Origin of the sequence: Streptomyces recifensis, assembly GCF_002154615.1 — a bacterium.
GTDB classification, from domain to species: Bacteria; Actinomycetota; Actinomycetes; order Streptomycetales; family Streptomycetaceae; genus Streptomyces; species Streptomyces griseoluteus.
Map to the genome: position 1 here is coordinate 23,181 of NZ_MUNH01000095.1, position 17,023 is coordinate 40,203.

The window sequence follows — 17,023 nt, forward strand, 5'->3', positions numbered from 1 at the left end:
GCTCCCTGTGTGTACGAGTGAGGCCCTGGTGGGCCGTCACGTGGCGGTGTCGCCGGGCGTATCCGTCCCCGGAAGATCCCTGGGACGGGGCAGGCCGCCCGTCGATCCAGATGTGGTGTCCTGCTGAGCGGAACCGCCGGACTCGGGACCCTTCAGGTCCCGCCCGGCCCGCTCGCTCTCGATCAGCTCGTTCAGCCAGCGCACTTCGCGCTCCACGGACTCCATTCCGTGGCGCTGAAGTTCGAGCGTGTAGTCGTCGAGGCGCTCCCGAGTGCGTGCCAGCGAGGCGCGCATCTTCTCCAGGCGCTCCTCCAGCCGGCTGCGCCGGCCCTCCAGCACACGCATGCGCACATCGCGTGAGGTCTGCCCGAAGAAGGCGAACCGGGCGGCGAAGTGCTCGTCCTCGTATGCGTCGGGGCCGGTCTGCGACAGGAGTTCCTCGAAGTGCTCCTTACCTTCGGCCGTCAGCCGGTAGACGATCTTGGCGCGGCGTCCGGTGAGAGGGGCGGCCAGAGCGTCTTCATGGGTGTTCCCCGGTTCCTCGATCAACCAGCCGTTGGTGACCAGCGTCTTGAGGCAGGGGTAGAGCGTCCCGTAGCTGAACGCCCGGAACACACCCAGGGACGTGTTGAGTCGCTTGCGCAGCTCGTAGCCGTGCATCGGCGACTCGCGCAGCAGCCCGAGCACGGCGAACTCAAGGATGCCTGAACGACGGCTCATGATCGCCTCCTCTCGGCACACAGCGCTTTTATCTCGCTCTGATGTATCGACTCGATACATCACGACGATAGAACGACGCATGGCATGCGACAAGAGGGTCGATGGTGAACGGGATCACATCACCGATTCGTACGAGGCAAGTTGCCTGTTTTGGGGTGAACTTCGGGGCTCGGAGGGTTTTGGCGGTGCGTAGTCTGTGCGGCATGCACAACACCGGGAACCAAGGGGCGCTTGGGGAGCGTCGTGATCCTCGGTGCAGTACGGGTGAATGCAGCAACGACCGCATCCGTACTTCGGGGGGACCGGAAACCAGCCGCTGTTTCCAGGCGCGCACGGATGCGCCTGCCCGAGGAGTAATCGTTCGATGAGCGAGCACCGTCGCAAACCGCCGCAGCCGCAGGGAGGCGGACGGGCGGCCCGACGCGGCCAGTCCGGCCCGCCCTCCGGCCGTCCCGCGGCACCGCGAGGCGCCAACGGGGCCTCCGACCACTCCTATGGGTCTCATTCCCAGGGACCGGACGCCTATGGCTCCGGGGGTGATGGGCGTGAGTACGGCAGCCGTGCCGAGGCGCGCCGTGCTGCCCAGAGAGGCGGCGGGCGTCGCCGGGGCGCGGACAACGCTCCCCCGGGTGGCGGCCGGGGCCGGGACCAGGGGCCACCGGCAGAACCCCGGTTCATCGACTATCCCCGCGTGGGCAAGCACGGCTGGCGGCGCTGGGTACCGTCCTGGCGGCTGACCACCGGGCTGGGCATCGGGTTCGTGGGCAGTTTGGTCGTCATGGCCGGGGTGGGCTACGCGCTGGTCAACATTCCCAGCGAGAACGACGCCGCGAAGTCGCAGAACAACGTCTACTACTGGTCCGACGGAACCCAGATGGTGGCCACGGGCACCGGTGTGAACCGGCAGAACCTCACGATCGACAAGATCCCCAAGGCCATGCAGTACGCGGTGATCTCCGCGGAGAACAAGAGCTTCTACCAGGACTCGGGCGTGGACCCCATGGGCATCGCGCGGGCCCTGGCCAACATGGCGCGCGGCGGGCAGACCCAGGGTGGCTCCACGATCACCCAGCAGTTCGTCAAGAACACCTACCTGAGCCAGGACCAGACGCTCACCCGTAAGTTCACGGAGATGTTCATCTCCCTGAAGGTGGGCACGAAGCTCAGCAAAGACCAGATCATGCAGGGCTACCTGAACACCTCGTACTACGGGCGAGGCGCCTACGGCATCCAGGCCGCCGCGCAGACGTACTACGGCAAGGACGCCAAGGACCTCTCGGCAAGTCAGTGCGCCGTGCTCGCCGCCCTGCTGAAGGGGCCGACCTACTACGACCCGGCCGGCAACGCGGATCTCGACAAGAACGCGACGCAGACGGCGAACACCGCCCGCTCCCAGGGGCGCTGGCGCTGGATTCTCGGTGAGATGCACAAGGACAAGCGCCTCACCGACGCCGACTACCAGAAGGCGATCAGCAAGTACCCCATGCCTCAGGGCCGCAAGGCGACCAGGGGTATGAACGGCCAGATCAGTTACATGGTCGACACGGCGAAGAAGTACGTTCTGAACCACTCCGACATCACGGAGGCCAAGTTCGACCAGGGCGGTTACCAGATCACCACGACCTTCCAGAAGAACAAGGTCGACGCCCTGACCGCGGCGGTGAAGAAGATCCAGAAGTCGCGGCTGAAGCCCGAGACCAAGGAGAAGGACAAGTACGTCCAGTTCGGCGCGGCCTCGGTGGTGCCCAACGACGGCGCGATCGTCGCCCTCTACGGCGGCGACGGCTACGAGAACGGCCACTTCACGAACAACGCCGACACCTCCGGTGTCCCGGTGGGATCGACCTGGAAGCCGTACGTGCTGGCCGCGGCCATGCAGGACGGCACGTACAACTCCAACGGTGAGGGCATCTCCCCGCTGAGCAAGTACAACGGCAACGACCACCTCAAGGTCCGCCGGCCGGACGGCTCGTACTACCTCAACAAGGACAACTCGTTCTTCTTCCAGGCGAACGAGAGCGACCACCCCTGGGGCTACATCACCCTGCGCAAGGCGATGGAGCAGTCGGTCAACACGCCGTTCGTGCAGCTCGGTGTCGATGTCGGCATGTCGAAGGTCCGGGACATGGCCCGTTCCACCGGCATCCTGGAGGGGAGTATGGCAAAGGACCTGAACCCGTCCTTCGCCATCGGCACCTCCACCCCCAGCGCGATCCGCATGGCGGACTCGTACGCGACGTTCGCCGCGTCCGGCAAGCAGGCGGACCCCTATTCGGTCACCATGGTCAAGAAGGACGGCGAGGAGCTGAGGGGCTTCACCAAGCCGAAGCCCAAGCAGGTGATGGACTCCAGCATCGCCAACAACGTCACCGACGTCCTGGAGAACGTGATCCAGAACGGTACGGGTCAGAACGCCAGGGCGCTGGGCCGTACGGCCGCCGGCAAGACCGGTACCACCGACGAGAACAAGTCGGCCTGGTTCGTCGGCTACACCCAGCAGCTCTCCACCTCGGTGGCGATGTTCCGTGAGAACCCCAAGGATCACCGTCTGCTGTCGATGAACGGCACGGCCGGCACGGACTCCATCCACGGTGGTGACATCCCGACCTCGGTGTGGACCGAATACATGCTGGCCGCGCTGAAGGGCAAGAACGACCCCGGCTTCCCGGACCCGATCAAGATCGGCAAGATCCACAACGAGGTGGGCGCCCCCACGCCGACCCCGAAGCCGAGCATCACGGCCACCCCGACGCCGACCGAGTCGCCGAGCCCGTCGCCGAGCGAGTCCTCGCCGTCGCCCTCGCCCTCCGAGAGCGAGACCTGCCGGTTCTTCTGCAACGACAACGGCGGCACCGGACCCGGTGGTGCCGATGGCGGAACCAGCGCCTCACCGACCGACTCGACCTCACCAGGAACCGGTGGCGTCAGGGGTAATGGCAACGGTGGGACCAATGGGAGTAACGGCGGAGGATTGTTCGGAGGTCAGGCAGGCCAGTAGGGCCATCTGCCCGATTGGCGTTCGTTTCGACCGTCGTGGGTGTTTCACGTGAAACAAGGGCCGCCGCACCGACCAGGTGCGGCGGCCCTCGGCGTTTTCCCGAGCGAGTACGGCAGGATGTGCCCCATGCCCAGTGCAGAGACGACGCCCGCGCGCGTGCGTGAACCGGAGACGGTACGACCGACGCGGGAGGACGAGATCGCCGCGGCCGGCAGCGAGCTGTTCGGCGGCCCCCTCGGGCGACGCGCCCTGACCGGGACGTCCTGGTGGACGCCGGTCCGGGTCGTCGTCCTCGTGGCGATCGGCATGTTCGCCCTCGGGCTCGTCCAGAAGGCCCCCTGCTACGACGGCGCCTGGTTCTTCGGGGCCAGCTCGCAGTACACGCACGCCTGCTATTCGGACATCCCCCACCTCTACCAGGGGCGTGGCTTCGCCGACGGGCTCGTGCCGTACTTCGACAAGCTGCCCGGCGACATGGACTACCTCGAGTACCCGGTGCTGACCGGCGTGTTCATGGAGGTCGCTTCCTGGCTCACACCGGGCAGCGGCGGTATCCAGCGGCAGGAGCAGTGGTACTGGTTCGTCAACGCGGGGATGCTGATGGTCTGCGCGGCCGTCATCGCCGTCTGCGTCAGCCGTACCCACCGCCGCCGCCCCTGGGACGGCCTGCTGCTCGCTCTGGCTCCGGCCTTCGCGCTGACCGCCACCATCAACTGGGACCTCCTGGCGGTGGCCCTGACGGCCGCCGCGATGCTGATGTGGTCCCGTGGCCGGGCCGTCGCCTTCGGCGTGCTCCTGGGCCTCGCCACGGCCGCCAAGCTCTATCCCCTCGTCCTGCTCGGCCCCCTGCTGGTGCTGTGCTGGCGGGCGGGAAAGTGGCGGGAGTTCTTCCGGGCGGTCGGCGGCGCGACGGGCGCCTGGCTCGTGGTGAACGTCCCGGTGATGCTGTTCGCCTTCGAGGGCTGGTCGAAGTTCTATACGTTCAGCCATGACCGGGGCATCGACTTCGGCTCGTTCTGGCTGATCTGGTCCCAGAACTCCAGTAACCCGCCGAGCATCGACTTCGTGAACACCACGGCCAGTGCCCTGGTGGTGCTGTCGTTCCTCGCCATCGCGGCGCTGACGTTCACCGCGCCGCGCCGGCCGCGCTTCGCCCAGCTGGCCTTCCTGATGGTGGCGGCCTTTATCCTCACCAACAAGGTCTACTCGCCCCAGTACGTGCTCTGGCTGGTGCCGCTGGCGGTCCTCGCCCGGCCCAAGTGGCGGGACTTCCTGATCTGGCAGGCGTGCGAGGTGGCGTACTTCCTCGGCATCTGGTTCTACCTCGCGTACACGACCAGCGGAGACGCCCACAAGGGTCTGCCCACCGAGGGCTACCACTGGGCGATCGCCCTGCACCTGCTCGGCACCCTGTACCTGTGCGCCGTCGTCGTGCGCGACATCCTCCGCCCGGAACGGGACGTGGTGCGCCGGGCCGGGGACGACGACCCCTCAGGCGGCGTACTCGACGGCGCGGCCGACCACTTCGTCCTGCGCGGGCTCCGGCACCCGGAGCCCGAGGCGCCCGAGGAGCCGTCGCGGACGGACTGGGGCGGCCCGGAACCCGTGCCCCACGACGGTCGTTCGCTCTGAGCGAACACGCCCCGAGGGTATGAGGAAGGCCGTGCACGAGATTCCGTGCACGGCCTTTCCGTCGGCCTCAGGTCCGGCCCCAGCGGTCCTAGCGGTCCACGATCCGGTCGAACGTCGTCGTGGTGTGCCGCAGATGGGCCACCAGCTCGTCCCCGACCTTCGGCTCGGGAGCGTCGGAGGGGACGAACAGGATCGACACCTGCATGTGCGGCGGCTCCGCGAACCAGCGCTGCTTGCCGCCCCAGACGAACGGCGCGAGGTTCCGGTTCACCGTGGCGAGGCCGGCCCGCGCCACGCCCTTGGCACGCGGCATGACGCCGTGCAGGGCCTTCGGGGCCTCCAGGCCCACCCCGTGCGACGTACCGCCCGCCACGACCACCAGGAAGCCGTCCGAGGCCACCTTCTGCTGCCGGTAGCCGAAGCGGTCGCCCTTGGTCACCCTTGTGACGTCCAGGACGGCGCCGCGGTACTCGGTGGCGTCGTGGTCGCCCAGCCACAGCCGGGTGCCGATCCGCGCGCGGAAGCGGGTCTGCGGGAACTGCTGCTGGAGCCGGACCAGTTCATCGGCCTTGAGGTGGCTGACGAACATCGTGTGCAACGGCAGCCGGGCCGCGCGCAGCCGGTCCATCCACCCGATGACCTCCTCGACGGCGTCCGAGCCGTCGGTGCGGTCCAGCGGCAGGTGGATGGCGAAGCCCTCCAGGCGGACGTTTTCTATGGCCTGGTGGAGCTGCGGCAGTTCGTGCTCGCTGATGCCGTGCCGCTTCATCGAGGACATCACCTCGATGACGACACGGGCACCCACCAGGCCGTACACCCCGTCGACCGACGACACCGAGCGGACCACCCGGTCCGGCAGCGGCACCGGCTCCTCGCCGCGCCGGTACGGCGTCAGCACGAGCAGGTCGCCGCTGAACCAGTCCTTGATGCGCGCGGCCTCGTAGGTGGTGCCGACGGCCAGCATGTCGGAGCCCAGCCGGGTGGCCTCCTCCGCGAGTCGTTCGTGACCGAAGCCGTAGCCGTTGCCCTTGCAGACCGGGACGAGTCCTGGGAACTGCTCCTGCACGTGCTTGTGGTGCGCACGCCAGCGCGCGGTGTCGACGTAGAGCGTGAGCGCCATGGCCGGACCCGGAACCTTTCTCGTGGCTGCGGTGGATTCAGAGGGACGTCCCCGAGGGGGTGTACGGGGACGGGTGACGATGAAGCCTTGTGAAGGCTATGGAACCAGAAGGCGGGACGGGCGGCCGCCCGCCGCTCAGCGTCGCGACATGTAGATGTCGAGCGCCTTGTGCAGCAGCTTGTTCAGCGGGAAGTCCCACTCGCCGAGGTACTCGGCCGCCTGGCCGCCGGTGCCGACCTTGAACTGGATCAGGCCGAACAGGTGGTCCGTCTCGTCCAGCGAGTCGGAGATGCCGCGCAGGTCGTAGACGGTGGCACCGAGCGCGTAGGCGTCGCGCAGCATCCGCCACTGCATGGCGTTGGAGGGGCGGACCTCACGGCCGATGTTGTCGGAGGCGCCGTAGGAGTACCAGACGTGGCCGCCGACGATCAGCATGGTGGCCGCCGACAGGTTCACGCCGTTGTGCCGGGCGAAGTACAGCCGCATCCGGTTGGGGTCCTCGGTGTTGAGGGCCGTCCACATGCGCTGGAAGTACGACAGGGGGCGTGGCCGGAAGTGGTCGCGGACCGCGGTGATCTCGTACAGCCGCTGCCACTCCTCCAGGTCCTGGTAACCGCCCTGGACGACCTCGACGCCGGCCTTCTCGGCCTTCTTGATGTTGCGGCGCCACAGCTGGTTGAACTGCTTGTGCACCTCTTCCAGCGAGCGGTTGGCGAGCGGCACCTGGAAGATGTAGCGCGGCTGGACGTCGCCGAAGCCGGCGCCGCCGTCCTCGCCCTGCTGCCAGCCCATGCGGCGCAGCTTGTCGGACACCTCGAAGGCGCGCGGCTCGATGAAGTCGGCCTCCATGTCGCGCAGCCGCTTCACGTCCGGGCTCTGGATGCCCTTCTTGATGGTCTCCGCGTTCCAGCGACGGATGATCACCGGCGGGCCCATCTTGACCGAGAACGCGCCCTGCTGCTTGAGGTGGGCCAGCATCGGCTGGAGCCAGTCCTCCAGGTTCGGCGAGAACCAGTTGATGACCGGACCCTCGGGGAGATAGGCGAGGTAGCGCTTGATCTTGGGAAGCTGGCGGTAGAGGACCAGACCGGCGCCGACCATCTCGCCGGTGCGCTCGTCGAACCAGCCGAGGTTCTCCGAACGCCACTCCGCCTTCACGTCGGCCCATGCGGGGACCTGCATGTGACTGGCCGACGGCAGGCTCTGGATGTATGCCAGATGCTGCTCGCGGCTGATGGTCCTCAGGGTCAGACTCATGTCGGGGCGCTCCTCGGGCTGGTGTGTCCCCATGGGATCAGGGGCTCCGGCTCTCGCGCCGAAGCCTACTGCGCCCTGCGAGCGCCCCGAATGGGGCGTACAGCACCGGTGTTCCGGCCCGCTCGCGGACCGGAACATTCCGGGTGCTCGTGATGCCGTCCTGAACGGGCGGCAGGTGGGGTCAGCCGCCGATGAGACCGCCGAACAGACCGCCGTTGGCCATGCCGATGAGGAAGCCGACCCCGGAGGCGCCGAGCCCGACGATCAGGCCGAAGCGCTCCCGGGTGGTGATGGAGACCCACTGGCCGTAGGCGCCGGTGATCATGCCGATCAGACCGGCCCAGGAGGCCACCAGGTGGAGACCGTCGATGAAGCAGGTGACGAAGGCGAGCACGCCCAGGACGAGCGTCACCACCGTCAGGGTGTCCTGGAGTGGATGGGGCTTTCCGTCACTGGCGAAGAGGGAACCGGCGGTGGTCGGTCGCACTGCCTGTGTCATGAGGCACCTCCTGCGGATCGCGGCGCACTGTAGCGCCCTACACACCCGATGTGTACAGATTGCGGGCATCCAGGGCCGGATTTCAACCGGAAGCGGGTGGGCGGGTAGTCTGTAACGTCTGCACCGGTGTCTGCCCTGGCCCGTGGCGGCCCACTGTGGACGGTTCCTCGCGGAACCTCCGATTGTCAGTGGCGGCCGATACCGTTGCTCACGCATCACGACCCTCCTGCCACGGAACGACCGTGGCCGCTGAGTCCAAAGGAGGTGGGTTCCACATGCGTCACTACGAGGTGATGGTCATCCTCGACCCCGATCTCGAGGAGCGTTCTGTCTCCCCGCTGATCGAGAACTTCCTCTCTGTCGTCCGCGATGGCGGCGGCAAGGTGGAAAAGGTCGACACCTGGGGCCGTCGTCGTCTCTCGTACGAGATCAAGAAGAAGCCCGAGGGCATCTACTCGGTCATCGACCTGCAGGCCGAGCCTGCGGTCGTCAAGGAGCTCGACCGCCAGATGAACCTGAACGAGTCGGTCCTCCGGACCAAGGTCCTCCGCCCCGAGATGCACTGAGCTTTTCCGCTCAGCTGATCTCGGGATTCGAGTAGCAGCAACCAAGCAGCCAGAGCAATCCCGCCGAGAGGTTCCCCATGGCAGGCGAGACCGTCATCACGGTCGTCGGCAATCTTGTCGACGACCCCGAGCTGCGCTTCACCCCTTCCGGTGCGGCGGTCGCAAAGTTCCGCGTCGCGTCCACTCCCCGCACCTTCGACCGTCAGACCAATGAGTGGAAGGACGGCGAGAGCCTGTTCCTGACCTGCTCGGTCTGGCGTCAGGCGGCGGAGAACGTCGCGGAGTCGCTCCAGCGAGGCATGCGCGTCATCGTGCAGGGCCGGCTGAAGCAGCGGTCGTACGAGGACCGCGAGGGTGTCAAGCGCACGGTCTACGAGCTGGACGTCGAGGAAGTCGGCCCCAGCCTGCGCAACGCGACGGCGAAGGTCACCAAGACCTCCGGCGGCGCCCGCGGTGGCCAGGGCGGTTACGGCGGCGGTGGCAACCAGGGCCAGGGTGGTGGCGGCTGGGGCGGTGGCTCCGGCGGCGGCAACCAGGGCGGTGCCCAGGCCGACGACCCGTGGGCTTCCGGCGCTCCCGCCGGTGGCAACCAGGGTGGCGGCGGCTGGGGCGGCGGTTCCGGCTCCGGCGGCGGTGGCGGCTACTCGGACGAGCCCCCCTTCTAAGGGCTCGCATCCCACTTCTTGATCACACAGGAGAAACACCATGGCGAAGCCGCCTGTGCGCAAGCCTAAGAAGAAGGTCTGCGCTTTCTGCAAGGACAAGGTCACGTACGTGGACTACAAGGACACGAACATGCTGCGGAAGTTCATTTCCGACCGCGGCAAGATCCGTGCCCGCCGCGTGACCGGCAACTGCACGCAGCACCAGCGTGACGTCGCCACGGCCGTCAAGAACAGCCGTGAGATGGCGCTGCTGCCCTACACGTCCACCGCGCGCTAAGGAAGGGTGACCTACACATGAAGATCATCCTCACCCACGAGGTCTCCGGCCTCGGTGCCGCCGGCGATGTCGTCGACGTCAAGGACGGGTACGCCCGTAACTACCTGATCCCGCGGAAGTTCGCTATCCGCTGGACCAAGGGTGGCGAGCAGGACGTGGCGCAGATCCGTCGCGCCCGCAAGATCCACGAGATCCAGACCATCGAGCAGGCCAACCAGATCAAGGGCCAGCTCGAGGGTGTCAAGGTCCGTCTGGCCGTCCGCTCCGGCGACGCCGGTCGTCTCTTCGGTTCCGTCACCCCGGCCGACATCGCTTCCGCGATCAAGGCTTCCGGTGGCCCCGAGGTCGACAAGCGCCGCATCGAGCTGACCGCTCCGATCAAGACCCTGGGCGCCCACGAGACGTCCGTGCGTCTGCACCCCGAGGTTGCCGCCAAGGTGACCCTCGAGGTCGTCGCGGCCTGATCGCTGTGACCGCTCGGCTCGTTTGAGCTGGTGAGGGGCCGCATCCTTTCGAGGATGCGGCCCCTTTCTCATGTGCTCAGGGCCCTGACCAGGTGCGGAAACCACGGCACGTTTCACGTGAAACGGTCAGCGGGTCGCACCCGTCACGATCCAGCGGCCGGAACGGGCACGCAGCCAGAGGGTCACCATTCGGACCGTCATCATCAGCGTCATGGCCGCCCAGATCGCGGTGAGACCGCCACCCAGCGTGGGCACGAGCAGCGCGACCGGAGTGAAGACCGCCAGGGTGACCACCATGGCCCAGGCCAGGTAGGGGCCGTCACCGGCGCCCATCAGTACCCCGTCCAGCACGAAGACGATGCCACAGATGGGCTGGGACAGGGCGACCACCAGCAGCGCCGGCAGCGCCACGTCCTTGACCCCGGCATCACTGGTGAAGAGCGGCAGGAACAGCGGTCGCGCGGCCACGACGAGGAGCCCGAGGACCACTCCGGTGGCGATGCCCCACTGCACCATGCGGCGGCAGGCCGCGCGGGCGCCGGGTGCGTCGTCGGCGCCGAGGTAGCGGCCGATGATCGCCTGTCCGGCGATGGCGATGGCGTCCAGGGCGAAGGCCAGCAGGCTCCACAGGGACAGCACGATCTGATGAGCGGCGATCTCGGCGTCCCCGAGCCGGGCTGCCATCGCCGTGGCGATCATGAGGATGGCCCGCAGGGACAGGGTGCGGACGAGCAGCGGTACGCCGGCCTGTGCCGAGGCGCGGATACCGGCGAGGTCAGGACGCAGGGAGGCTCCGTGGCGCCGCGCACCCCGGACGACCACCCAGAGATAGACGACGGCCATGCCGCACTGGGCGATCACGGTGCCCCAGGCGGAACCCGCGATGCCGAGTCCGGCGCCGTAGACAAGTACGGCGTTGAGGGCGGCGTTGGCGATGAAGCCACCGATCGCCACGTAGAGCGGGGTCCTGGTGTTCTGGAGTCCGCGCAGCACGCCGGTGGCGGCCAGGACGGCCAGCATGGCCGGGATGCCGAGGGCGGAGATGCGCAGGTAGGTGGTGGCGTAGGGCGCCGCGGTGGCGGAGGCGCCGAAAAGATTCACGATGGCGGGTGCGAGGGGCAGGACGACGGCGATCACAGCGGCGCCGATGAGCAGGGCCAGCCAGATGCCGTCCATGCCCTGGCGGATAGCGGCCCGCAGATCGTTCGCGCCGACCCGGCGGGCGACCGCCGCCGTGGTCGCGTAGGCGAGGAAGACGAAGATGCTCACCGCGGTGGTGAGGAGTGCGGAGGCCACGCCGAGACCGGCGAGCTGGGCGGTGCCGAGATGGCCGACGATCGCGCTGTCGGCCATGACGAAGAGGGGCTCGGCGACCAGCGCGCCGAAGGCCGGTACGGCGAGTGCCACGATCTCGCGGTCATGGCGTCGCCGGGTGGCCTTGGGGATCGCGGGAGCCTGTGTCATGCGCACCAATCTAATCTTCCACAGGTAAGAGATACAACTAGCCTGTGCCCCTTACTCTCGTTTCCGCTTGGCAAGGTTTCGGGTGGCGTTCGAGGTGATCTTGGTCCGACTGGAAAAGTTTTTCTTCTGCACAGCCGGTGGACGGTAAAGATGCAGGTCAGTGGCATCCGGGCGAGGAGGGCGAGGTCTTGTTCACAGGGCTGTCCACCGGGTCGTGCACAGGTTTCGGGGAGTTCTCCACAGCATATGGACCGTCGTCCACATGGCCTGTGGATAACCAGATTGGCTGACGGTGCCGGGGGGCCTACCGTGGTCCGGCGCCCGCTCCCTCTCCCGGCCGTGGAAACGTCACATATACGACGCGCCGGAACCGGAGTTGGGCCTCTCATTTTGTCAGTGCCGTGCCGTAGAACAGGGGACACGGCGAGGTCCGCTCCGGCGGACGGGAGGAGGTGGCTCGGTGAGCATTTCCGAGCCCTTGGACGATCCGTGGGCCGACAGCGGTCCCAGCGATCGTCTCCCCGCCTCCCGGCGCCGCGGTGACTCCGGCCGCGGCGGCCGTGACGAGCAGCACGAGCGCGGCCGTGAGAACGGCGGCTGGGAAGGCGGGGGTTCCGCCTTCGAACGGGTGCCCCCGCAGGATCTGGACGCCGAGCAGTCGGTGCTGGGCGGCATGCTGCTGTCCAAGGACGCCATCGCCGACGTGGTCGAGATCCTCAAGGGCCACGACTTCTACAAGCCGGCGCACGAGACGATCTACACGGCGATCCTCGACATCTATGCCAAGGGCGAGCCGGCCGACCCCATCACCATCGCGGCCGAACTCACCAAGCGCGGCGAGATCAACAAGGTCGGCGGCGCCGCCTATCTGCACACCCTCGTCCAGACGGTGCCGACCGCGGCCAACGCCGAGTACTACGCGGAGATCGTCCACGAGCGTGCCGTCCTGCGCCGCCTGGTGGAGGCCGGCACGCGCATCACGCAGATGGGATACGCGGCCGACGGCGATGTCGACGAGATCGTCAACAGCGCCCAGGCCGAGATCTACGCGGTCACCGAGCAGCGCACCAGCGAGGACTACCTGCCGCTCGGCGACATCATGGAGGGCGCGCTCGACGAGATCGAGGCGATCGGCTCACGCAGCGGCGAGATGACCGGCGTGCCCACCGGGTTCACCGACTTCGACTCGCTGACCAACGGCCTGCACCCCGGCCAGATGATCGTCATCGCCGCTCGTCCGGCCATGGGTAAGTCGACGCTCGCGCTGGACTTCGCGCGGGCCGCGTCGATCAAGCACAACCTGCCCAGCGTGGTCTTCTCCCTCGAAATGGGCCGCAACGAGATCGCCATGCGTCTGCTGTCCGCCGAGGCCCGCGTCGCCCTGCACCACATGCGCTCCGGCACGATGACCGACGAGGACTGGACGCGCCTGGCCCGCCGGATGCCGGACGTGTCGGCCGCGCCGCTCTACATCGACGACTCCCCGAACCTGTCGATGATGGAGATCCGCGCGAAGTGCCGTCGCCTCAAGCAGCGAAACGATCTGAAGCTGGTCGTCATCGACTACCTCCAGCTCATGCAGTCCGGTGGCTCCAAGCGGGCCGAGAGCCGGCAGCAGGAGGTCTCGGACATGTCCCGTAACCTCAAGCTGCTCGCCAAGGAGCTGGAGATCCCGGTGATCGCGCTCTCCCAGCTCAACCGTGGTCCCGAGCAGCGCACCGACAAGAAGCCCATGGTCTCCGACCTGCGTGAGTCGGGCTCCATCGAGCAGGACGCCGACATGGTCATCCTGCTGCACCGCGAGGACGCCTACGAGAAGGAGTCCCCCCGAGCGGGCGAGGCCGACCTGATCGTGGCCAAGCACCGAAACGGTCCCACGGCCACGATCACCGTCGCCTTCCAGGGCCACTACTCCCGCTTCGTGGACATGGCCCAGACCTGATCCACCCCTTGAAGGTGTCGTGCCGATCACGCCGGACTCGCGACGCCTGGCATGGCTCCCTGCTCCCGCCTGACCGACAAGACACCCCCTGGACGGAATGCGCTCGACGTGGCCCGTCCCAGCAGGTGGACTGGGCACATGACGACATGGGACGAAGAGCTGCTTCCGGCGACGCGCCGGGCGCTGACGCACCGGATCGCCGTCGCGCAGGCCGAGGGGCGGGCGCCCTCGCTCGTGGCCGCGGTCGTGCGCGGGGGCCGGGCGGTGTGGCACGGTGCGCGGACCTCGGTGGACGGGCACGGACCGGACGAGGACGTGCAGTACCGGATCGGCTCCATCACCAAGACCTTCACCGCCGTTCTGGTGCTGCGGCTGCGGGACGAGGGCGTGCTCGACCTCAACGACCCGCTCGAGAAGCATCTGCCCGGCACCGGCGCCGGTGAGGCGACCATCGCCGAACTACTGGCGCACACCGCCGGATTGGCCGCCGAGTCACCGGGGCCCTGGTGGGAGCGGACACCGGGCTCGACGCGCCCCGAGCTGAGCGACGTGCTCGGTGAGAAGCCCCTGCTGCACCCGGCCGGGCGGCGCCACCACTACTCCAACCCCGGTTACACCCTGCTCGGCTCCCTGGTGGAGGAACTCCGGGGCGCCCCCTGGGAGCAGGTGCTGCGCGCCGAAGTGCTCCAGCCTCTGGGCCTCCACCGCACCAGCGCCCAGCCCGAGGCGCCGCACGCGGGCGGCTGGGCGGTGCATCCCTGGGCCGACGCACTGCTGCCCGAGCCGTTGGAGGACCTCGGTCTGATGGCCCCGGCCGGCCAACTCTGGTCCACCACGGGCGACCTGGCCCGCTTCGCCGCGTTCCTGGTCCAGGGGGACGACCGGGTGCTGAGCGCCGAGTCGGTACGAGAGATGCGTACGCCTGCCGCCCCCGCCGAGCCCGCGGACGTGGTGGACGGCGCCACGTACGGTCTCGGGCTCCAGATCCAGCACCGGGACGGCCGGCTGCTCGCCGGGCACTCCGGCTCGCTGCCGGGTTTCCTGGCGACCCTCACGTTCAGCGTGGCGGACGACGTGGCGGCGGTGGTGCTGGCCAACTGCACCAGCGGCCCCGCGGTCGGCGCGGTGGGCGCCGACCTCCTCCGCATCGTCGCCGAGGCCGAACCCCGCATCCCCGAGCCGTGGCGCCCCTTGCGTGAAGTCGACCGGTCGGTGCTGGAGTTGGCCGGGCCCTGGTACTGGGGCACACACCCCTACGTCCTGCGGGTCCTGGCCGACGGCATCTCGCTGGGGCCGCTGGCCGGAGGCGGCCGCCGTACCCGGTTCCGGCCGAATGGTGACGGCACCTGGACGGGGCTGGAGGGCTACTACGCCGGGGAGGCGCTGGAGGCCGTACGACGCCCGGACGGAACGGTGAGTCACCTGGACCTCGGGTCGTTCGTGTTCACGCGCCAGCCGTACGAGGAGGGTGCGCCGGTGCCCGGTGGGGTGGACCCGGAGGGCTGGCGGGGGATCGCCCAGCCGTAGCAAGCCGTTGACGAAGGGCCCTGTTTCACGTGAAACAGGGCCCTTTGGCTCCATCCGTCGCGGTATCAGAGGTTCAGCTTGAAACCCTCGTGCGAGGCGGTGAAACCCAGCCGCTCGTAGAAGCGGTGGGCGTCGGTGCGCGCCTTGTCCGAGGTGAGCTGTACCAGATGGCAGCCGAGGTGGCGGGAGGTGTCGACGGCCCATTGGATCAGCTCGCTGCCCAGCCCGCTGCCGCGCTCGTCGGCGTGAATCCGTACGGCCTCGATGAGGGAACGGGTCGCGCCCCTGCGGGAGAGGCCCGGAATGATCGTGAGCTGGAGCGTCCCGATCACCCGGCCGTCGCGGACCGCCACGACGAGATGCTGGTTCGGGTCGGTGTCCAGGCGCTCGAAAGCCGCCCGGTAAGGCGTCAGGTCGTCGGGCGACTCGCGTTGGGCGCCCAGGGGGTCGTCGGCGAGCATGGCCACGATCGCCGGGATGTCGTCCGGGGCCGCGGGCCTTATGGCGAGGTCGGTCATGATCCGCAGCCTACGCGGGGGCGTGCAGCGACTCCACGGCCCTGACCAGCGGCGCGAGTTCGGGGTTCAGCGCTGCCGTGTCCAGCGCCTCGCGCAGCGCCGCGTCATTGGTCGGACGGGCCTTCTCCAGCAGTTCCAGTCCGGCCTCGGTGACGTTGGTGTAGATGCCGCGGCGGTCGGTGGGGCACAGATAGCGCTCCAGCAGTCCGCGGTCCTCGAGGCGGGTCACCAGCCGGGTGGTGGCGCTCTGGCTGAGGACGACCGCGTCGGCGACCTGCTTCATCTGGAGGTGCCCACCGTCTCCATCGTGCTGCCTGCTGAGTACGTCGAGCAGGGAGTACTCGCGCACGCTCAGCTCGTGCTGCGCCTGGAGGGCGCGCTCGATGTGCGTCTCGATTCTCCCGTGCAGCAGAGACAGGGCGCACCAGCCCTGCGCGAGGGCGGTGAGCGCGGGGTCCGTCGCCGTCATGGGTGTTCCTCCGTTCCGGAGCGGTCGGCTTCCAGGGTAGAGCACGGACGCAATATCCAGCGATTGCATTTAACCCGCGTCTGCAACTATTGTGAGGGCACGCAAAGCGCTCCTGCAATCGTTTGGGAAGGTCTACCCCCTCATGCCTCTCGCGCTTCTGGCCCTGGCGATCGGGGCCTTCGGAATAGGCACGACCGAGTTCGTGATCATGGGTCTGCTGCCCCAGGTCGCGGGTGACTTCGGCGTATCCATCCCCACCGCGGGCCTGCTCGTCACCGGCTACGCCCTCGGCGTGGTGGTCGGCGCCCCGCTGCTGACCGTGCTCGGCACCAAGGTCTCGCGCAAGCGGATGCTGATGGTGCTGATGGGCCTGTTCATCGCCGGGAACCTGCTCTCCGCCGTCGCCCCCGTCTTCGCGGTCATGCTGATCGGCCGGGTGGTCGCGTCCCTCGCCCACGGTGCCTTCTTCGGCATCGGGTCGGTCGTCGCGGCCGAGCTGGTGGCACCGCAGAAGAAGGCCGGCGCCATCGCCATGATGTTCACCGGGCTGACCGTCGCCAACGTGGTCGGCGTCCCGCTGGGCACGCTGATCGGGCAGCAGATCGGCTGGCGGGTGACCTTCGGCATCGTCGCAGGCCTTGGCGTCATCGGTCTCGCCGGCATCGTCAAGCTCGTCCCCGAGGTGCCCAAGCCCGAGGGCGTGCATCTGCGGCATGAGCTGGCCGCCTTCAAGAACGCCCAGGTCCTGCTCGCCATGGCGATGACCGTGCTCGGTTTCGGTGGAGTCTTCGCCGCCATCACCTACATCGCGCCGATGATGACCCACGTCGCCGGTTTCGCCGACGGCTCGGTCACCTGGCTGCTGGTGCTGTTCGGCCTCGGCATGGTCGGCGGCAACCTGATCG

At 68.2% G+C, this 17,023-nt stretch carries 16 protein-coding genes; 9 read left to right on the forward strand and 7 right to left on the reverse strand.

Annotated elements, in window-relative coordinates; genetic code table 11:
- Positions 1-36: 36 nt before the first annotated feature.
- Complete coding sequence (locus CCN33_RS06240) at positions 37-720, reverse strand: PadR family transcriptional regulator (RefSeq protein ID WP_086692027.1); 684 nt, start codon at positions 718-720, stop codon at positions 37-39.
- Between the two features lie 364 nt (positions 721-1,084).
- On the opposite strand from CCN33_RS06240, the gene CCN33_RS06245 reads away from it, so the two are divergent.
- The gene (locus CCN33_RS06245) at positions 1,085-3,718 is read left to right on the forward strand and encodes a transglycosylase domain-containing protein (RefSeq protein WP_086692030.1); all 2,634 of its coding nucleotides are present in this window, start codon (positions 1,085-1,087) and stop codon (positions 3,716-3,718) included.
- A 126-nt stretch (positions 3,719-3,844) separates the two neighbouring features.
- Positions 3,845-5,350: a glycosyltransferase family 87 protein gene (locus CCN33_RS06250; protein ID WP_086692033.1), complete on the forward strand. Its 1,506-nt coding sequence runs from the start codon at positions 3,845-3,847 to the stop codon at positions 5,348-5,350.
- 88 nt (positions 5,351-5,438) lie between these two features.
- Here the strand turns inward: CCN33_RS06250 and CCN33_RS06255 are convergent, their stop codons facing one another.
- The 3 genes from CCN33_RS06255 to CCN33_RS06265 all read right to left on the reverse strand — a co-directional run bounded on the left by CCN33_RS06255 (position 5,439) and on the right by CCN33_RS06265 (position 8,226).
- Positions 5,439-6,470, reverse strand: a complete 1,032-nt coding sequence (locus CCN33_RS06255) for an alanine racemase (protein WP_086692036.1) — start codon at positions 6,468-6,470, stop codon at positions 5,439-5,441.
- A gap of 135 nt (positions 6,471-6,605) precedes the next feature.
- Positions 6,606-7,727 (reverse strand): lipid II:glycine glycyltransferase FemX, encoded by a 1,122-nt coding sequence (locus CCN33_RS06260; RefSeq protein ID WP_086692039.1) that lies wholly within the window; start codon positions 7,725-7,727, stop codon positions 6,606-6,608.
- 181 nt (positions 7,728-7,908) lie between these two features.
- The gene (locus CCN33_RS06265; protein ID WP_086692042.1) at positions 7,909-8,226 is read right to left on the reverse strand and encodes a hypothetical protein; all 318 of its coding nucleotides are present in this window, start codon (positions 8,224-8,226) and stop codon (positions 7,909-7,911) included.
- Positions 8,227-8,501: 275 nt separating this feature from the next.
- On the opposite strand from CCN33_RS06265, the gene rpsF reads away from it, so the two are divergent.
- The 4 genes from rpsF to rplI all read left to right on the forward strand — a co-directional run bounded on the left by rpsF (position 8,502) and on the right by rplI (position 10,198).
- Positions 8,502-8,792 (forward strand): 30S ribosomal protein S6, encoded by a 291-nt coding sequence (rpsF, locus tag CCN33_RS06270; protein ID WP_003975025.1) that lies wholly within the window; start codon positions 8,502-8,504, stop codon positions 8,790-8,792.
- Positions 8,793-8,869: 77 nt separating this feature from the next.
- Positions 8,870-9,457, forward strand: coding sequence for a single-stranded DNA-binding protein (locus CCN33_RS06275; protein WP_086692045.1), 588 nt, complete (start codon positions 8,870-8,872; stop codon positions 9,455-9,457).
- 40 nt (positions 9,458-9,497) lie between these two features.
- The gene (gene rpsR / locus CCN33_RS06280) at positions 9,498-9,734 is read left to right on the forward strand and encodes a 30S ribosomal protein S18 (protein ID WP_003949403.1); all 237 of its coding nucleotides are present in this window, start codon (positions 9,498-9,500) and stop codon (positions 9,732-9,734) included.
- Between the two features lie 17 nt (positions 9,735-9,751).
- Entirely contained in the window at positions 9,752-10,198 is a 447-nt protein-coding gene (gene rplI / locus CCN33_RS06285; protein WP_030806085.1) for a 50S ribosomal protein L9, read from the forward strand.
- Positions 10,199-10,324: 126 nt separating this feature from the next.
- On the opposite strand, the gene CCN33_RS06290 is transcribed toward rplI, so the two are convergent.
- Positions 10,325-11,662 (reverse strand): MATE family efflux transporter, encoded by a 1,338-nt coding sequence (locus CCN33_RS06290; protein ID WP_086692048.1) that lies wholly within the window; start codon positions 11,660-11,662, stop codon positions 10,325-10,327.
- A gap of 460 nt (positions 11,663-12,122) precedes the next feature.
- Here CCN33_RS06290 and dnaB point away from each other — a divergent pair, with 460 nt between their 5' ends.
- Positions 12,123-13,604, forward strand: coding sequence for a replicative DNA helicase (gene dnaB / locus CCN33_RS06295; protein ID WP_030806092.1), 1,482 nt, complete (start codon positions 12,123-12,125; stop codon positions 13,602-13,604).
- A 138-nt stretch (positions 13,605-13,742) separates the two neighbouring features.
- Positions 13,743-15,131, forward strand: a complete 1,389-nt coding sequence (locus tag CCN33_RS06300; protein ID WP_086692051.1) for a serine hydrolase domain-containing protein — start codon at positions 13,743-13,745, stop codon at positions 15,129-15,131.
- A gap of 65 nt (positions 15,132-15,196) precedes the next feature.
- Here the strand turns inward: CCN33_RS06300 and CCN33_RS06305 are convergent, their stop codons facing one another.
- Positions 15,197-15,649, reverse strand: coding sequence for a GNAT family N-acetyltransferase (locus CCN33_RS06305; protein ID WP_086692054.1), 453 nt, complete (start codon positions 15,647-15,649; stop codon positions 15,197-15,199).
- Between the two features lie 10 nt (positions 15,650-15,659).
- Complete coding sequence (locus tag CCN33_RS06310; RefSeq protein ID WP_086692057.1) at positions 15,660-16,118, reverse strand: MarR family winged helix-turn-helix transcriptional regulator; 459 nt, start codon at positions 16,116-16,118, stop codon at positions 15,660-15,662.
- Between the two features lie 142 nt (positions 16,119-16,260).
- On the opposite strand from CCN33_RS06310, the gene CCN33_RS06315 reads away from it, so the two are divergent.
- A partial coding sequence (locus tag CCN33_RS06315; protein WP_140394476.1) for an MFS transporter occupies positions 16,261-17,023 on the forward strand: 763 nt, incomplete at its 3' end.

Bases quoted from the DNA above. Each gene is read 5' to 3' on its own strand.
- CCN33_RS06240 (WP_086692027.1), bottom strand. From the start codon at position 720: ATGAGCCGTCGTTCAGGCATCCTTGAGTTCGCCGTGCTCGGGCTGCTG.
- CCN33_RS06245 (WP_086692030.1), top strand. From the start codon at position 1,085: ATGAGCGAGCACCGTCGCAAACCGCCGCAGCCGCAGGGAGGCGGACGG.
- CCN33_RS06250 (WP_086692033.1), top strand. From the start codon at position 3,845: ATGCCCAGTGCAGAGACGACGCCCGCGCGCGTGCGTGAACCGGAGACG.
- CCN33_RS06255 (WP_086692036.1), bottom strand. From the start codon at position 6,470: ATGGCGCTCACGCTCTACGTCGACACCGCGCGCTGGCGTGCGCACCAC.
- CCN33_RS06260 (WP_086692039.1), bottom strand. From the start codon at position 7,727: ATGAGTCTGACCCTGAGGACCATCAGCCGCGAGCAGCATCTGGCATAC.
- CCN33_RS06265 (WP_086692042.1), bottom strand. From the start codon at position 8,226: ATGACACAGGCAGTGCGACCGACCACCGCCGGTTCCCTCTTCGCCAGT.
- rpsF (WP_003975025.1), top strand. From the start codon at position 8,502: ATGCGTCACTACGAGGTGATGGTCATCCTCGACCCCGATCTCGAGGAG.
- CCN33_RS06275 (WP_086692045.1), top strand. From the start codon at position 8,870: ATGGCAGGCGAGACCGTCATCACGGTCGTCGGCAATCTTGTCGACGAC.
- rpsR (WP_003949403.1), top strand. From the start codon at position 9,498: ATGGCGAAGCCGCCTGTGCGCAAGCCTAAGAAGAAGGTCTGCGCTTTC.
- rplI (WP_030806085.1), top strand. From the start codon at position 9,752: ATGAAGATCATCCTCACCCACGAGGTCTCCGGCCTCGGTGCCGCCGGC.
- CCN33_RS06290 (WP_086692048.1), bottom strand. From the start codon at position 11,662: ATGACACAGGCTCCCGCGATCCCCAAGGCCACCCGGCGACGCCATGAC.
- CCN33_RS06300 (WP_086692051.1), top strand. From the start codon at position 13,743: ATGACGACATGGGACGAAGAGCTGCTTCCGGCGACGCGCCGGGCGCTG.
- CCN33_RS06305 (WP_086692054.1), bottom strand. From the start codon at position 15,649: ATGACCGACCTCGCCATAAGGCCCGCGGCCCCGGACGACATCCCGGCG.
- CCN33_RS06310 (WP_086692057.1), bottom strand. From the start codon at position 16,118: ATGACGGCGACGGACCCCGCGCTCACCGCCCTCGCGCAGGGCTGGTGC.